This window comes from Microbacterium sp. 13-71-7 (genome assembly GCF_002257455.1).
Classification (GTDB): Bacteria; Actinomycetota; Actinomycetes; order Actinomycetales; family Microbacteriaceae; genus Microbacterium.
The window spans coordinates 1-3,781 of sequence record NZ_NCKN01000312.1; the positions used below are offsets into that span (position 1 = coordinate 1).

Sequence of the window (3,781 nt, forward strand, 5' to 3'; positions counted from 1 at the left end):
GTCGACGACCTGCTCGAGCTGATGCTCGCCCATCTGTCCGTGCGCGACGGCGATCCGCGCCTCCGGCACGAGCTCGGCGAGCTCGCTCGCGACGCGCTGGATCGACTGCACGCGGTTGTGCACGTAGAAGACCTGCCCCTCCCGGAGGATCTCGCGGCGGATCGCCGCAGCGACCTGCTTGTCGCTCTTCGGCCCGACGAACGAGAGGATCGGATGCCGGTCCTCCGGCGGGGTCTGCAGGGTCGACATCTCGCGGATGCCGGTGACCGCCATCTCGAGCGTGCGCGGGATCGGGGTGGCGCTCATGGCGAGGATGTCGACGTTCGTCTTCATCTTCTTGAGCGCGTCCTTGTGCTCGACGCCGAAGCGCTGCTCCTCATCGACGATCATCAGGCCCAGATCCTTGAACATGACCTGATCGGTGAGGATCCGGTGCGTGCCGATCACCATGTCGACGGATCCCTCCAGCAGTCCGTCGAGCGTGAGCCGCGCCTCCTTGTCGGTCTGGAAGCGCGACAGCGGGCGCACCTTGACCGGGAAGCCCGCGAAGCGCTCGGTGAACGTCTCGAGGTGCTGCTTGACCAGCAACGTCGTCGGCACGAGCATGGCGACCTGCTTGCCGTCCTGGATCGCCTTGAACGCGGCACGCACGGCGACCTCGGTCTTGCCGAAGCCGACGTCGCCCGACAGCAGCCGGTCCATCGGGATGGGCCGCTCCATGTCGGCCTTGATCTCGTCGATGGTCTGCAGCTGGTCGGGGGTCTCCGCGAATGGGAACGCCTCCTCCAGCTCGCGCTGCCAGGGGGTGTCCTTGCCGAACGCGTAGCCCTTGGCCGCCATCCGCGCCGAGTACAGCTTCACGAGCTCGACGGCGATGTCGCGCACGGCCTTGCGCGCCTTGCCCTTCGCGGCGGCCCAGTCGCTGCCGCCCATCTTGGACAGCGTGGGCGCCTCGCCGCCGACGTACTTGGAGAGCAGGTCGAGCTGGTCCGTGGGCACGTAGAGCTTGTCACCCGGGTACCCGCGCTTGGACGGCGCGTACTCCAGCACGAGGTAGTCGCGCGTCGTCTTGACGGCGTTCCGTCCGCCCGAGGAGACCTCGCGCTGGGTCATCTCGACGAAGCGCGCGATGCCGTGCGTCTGATGCACGACGAAGTCGCCCGCCTTGAGCTGCATCGGGTCCACGACGTTCTTGCGTCGCGAGGCGAGCTTCTTCACGACGCGGGTGTCGCCGCCGATCGTGCGCCCGTAGAACTCGTTCTCGGTCAGGACCGCGATCTTCGCGGTCGCGACCTGGAACCCCGATTCGATGGCGCCCGTGACGAGCGTCGCGACGCCGGCTTCGGGGACGCCGGGCAGGCCGTCGACCACGCGCGCCGCGACCCCGCGGTCGGCGAGCACGTCGCGGGCGCGATCGACGAGGCCGGGGCCCGAGGCGACCAGCACGACACGCCACCCGTCGGCGACGCGGCCGGCGGTGAACTCGATCGCGCCATCGACGTTGCCGTGGAAGGAAGGGATGGGGGCCGCGCTCACGCCGTCGGCGCCCCGGTCGAACGAGGCGTCCTCGGAGCCGGCGTCGAAGGCGCTCAGTCGCCACCACACGCCGCCGCGGTCGTGCACGGCCGTCCGCAGCTCCGCGACGGAGAGGAAGTCGCCGGTCTGCAGATCGATCGGCGCCGAGGCTCCCGCGGTCGCAGCGCTCCAGGCGGCGTCGAGGAACTCGCGGTTCGTCTCGCCGAGACTCGCCGCGCGGGCGCCGGAGCGCTCCGGATCCACGAGCGCGACCGCGGCGTTCTCGGGGAGGTAGTCCGTCAGCGGGACGACGGGGCCCGCGACGACGGGCAGGAGCGACTCCATGCCCTCGACGGGGATCCCCTCCGCCATCTTCTGGAGCATCCCGGCGATCCCGGGGAAGGCGTCGACGAGGGCGCCGGCGCGCTCGCGGACCTCGGCCGTCAGCAGCAGCTCGCGGCTGGCCGGCAGTGACACCCCGGACGGCGCCGACGGCAGGGAGCGCTGATCCGCGACGGAGAAGAGGCGGATCTGATCGACCTCGTCCCCGAAGAACTCGACGCGGGACGGGTGCTCGGCCGTGGGCGGGAAGACGTCGAGGATGCCGCCGCGCACGGCGAACTCTCCGCGGCGGGACACCATGTCGACCCGCGAGTAGGCGCGTTCGACGAGGGAAGCCGCCACCGTGTCCAGGTCGTACCCGCGGCCGCCGACCGTGAGCTCGAGCGGCTCGACGTCACCGAGCCCCGCGGCGACGGGCTGCAGCGCCGCACGCACCGAGGCGACGACGATGAGCGGCCGCTCCCCCGACCAGATCCGCAGTCGGCGCAGCACTTCCAGGCGCCGCCCGACGGTGTCGGGGCTGGGGCTGAGCCGCTCGTGCGGAAGCGTCTCCCACGCGGGGAAGGAGAGGATCTCCGCATCGGGCCGGTAGGAGCCGAGGGCGGCGGCGAGCGACTCGGCTCGTCGACCGGTCGGAGCGATCACGAGCAGCGCCGCCGGCTTCCCCGCCGCGGACCGGCGCTCGAGGAGTCCCGCGAGCATGGGCGCGTCCATTCCGGCGCTCGCCAGCAGGTCGGCGTCGGTCTGCGCCCAGCTCAGGGCGTCCCTGAAACCGGACGCCTCCTCTTCCAGAGCGCGGATGATCCCCTGCACAGTCACCTGAAGAGTCTATGCGCCGCCGCCTACACGACGCCCGGGCGGGGGTCATCCGCGGTGTGACCGACCGGGGCGCTGAACCCCCGTGCGGGTGTCATCCGGGTGGGGCGAGGGGGTGGGCGGGGGTGCGGTGGGGAGGGGGGCGGTGGTGGGTGCGGGGGCGGTGCCAGCCGCGGTGGGGGTCCCACCAGTGCGGGCCCCGGATCTCGGGAACCCCGTGACGCATCCGGACCTGCCAGCCCGAGGTGTCCAGGGTGCGATGGTGATGCCAGCACAGGGCGACACCGTTGCTCGTGTGCGTGGGACCCCCGGCGGCGTGCTCACGGACGTGATGGATCTCGCACCAGGTCGCGGGCACGTCGCAGCCGGGGATCACACATTCCCGGTCGCGGAGGACGATCGCACGACGCTGCACCGCGGTGAAGATCCGGGCGGTCGTCCCGATCGAGACGATCTGGCCCCGCTCATCGAACAGCACCCGCTGGACCCCACCCGCACACGCCGTCTGCCGGGCAACGGAGACCGGGACGTCCCCGCCGGTGCCCTCCAGACGGGCCCGCCCCGTCCCGTTGACGTAATCCTCCGCCGTGACCGAGACGACCAGGGTCGGCGCCGCACCACCCAGCTCGGGGAACCCGCCGGACGCGGCGGCCACGGTCACGATCATCGCGAACGCGTCATGACGCTTCTGCGCCGGGGTGCGCTCATCCCCCGGATCCGGAAGACCGGAAGCATCCCCACCGGAGGCATCTGCATCGCAAGCCCCGCCGGCGTCGGTATCGGTGGCGTCCGCGGGTACGAACCTGACCCCGCCCCCGGTGACCGGGGGCGCATCGGCCGCGGCAGGGTTGCCGACCGCGTCGAACAGACGCTGCAACTGCGCGGCGGTCGCCGGGAGCAACCCGCCACGAAACGGAACCACCCCGTCACGGAGCCGCCCGAACGTGACACCCCTGTTCCGCTCCCCCGCCCGATCCTCCGGCTCGGCCCCGTCCGGATCCAACCGCAACATCAACGCCCGGGAGAAATCCGCCAACTCCTGCGTCGACGGACACGGCCCAGGACGGCCCTCCTCGTCCAGCAGATCCTCACCCCGCGCCGTCGCAGC

The 3,781-nt window shown here is 71.7% G+C and carries 2 protein-coding genes; both read right to left on the reverse strand.

Annotated elements, in window-relative coordinates; genetic code table 11:
• The coding region (locus B7X32_RS19370; protein ID WP_292723479.1) for a DEAD/DEAH box helicase at window positions 1–2,676 on the reverse strand (2,676 nt) is incomplete at its 3' end.
• Window positions 2,677–2,767: 91 nt separating this feature from the next.
• On the reverse strand, window positions 2,768–3,709 hold the full coding sequence (locus tag B7X32_RS19375; RefSeq protein WP_292723481.1) for an HNH endonuclease signature motif containing protein: 942 nt from the start codon (window positions 3,707–3,709) through the stop codon (window positions 2,768–2,770).
• Between the last annotated feature and the right edge of the window lie 72 nt (window positions 3,710–3,781).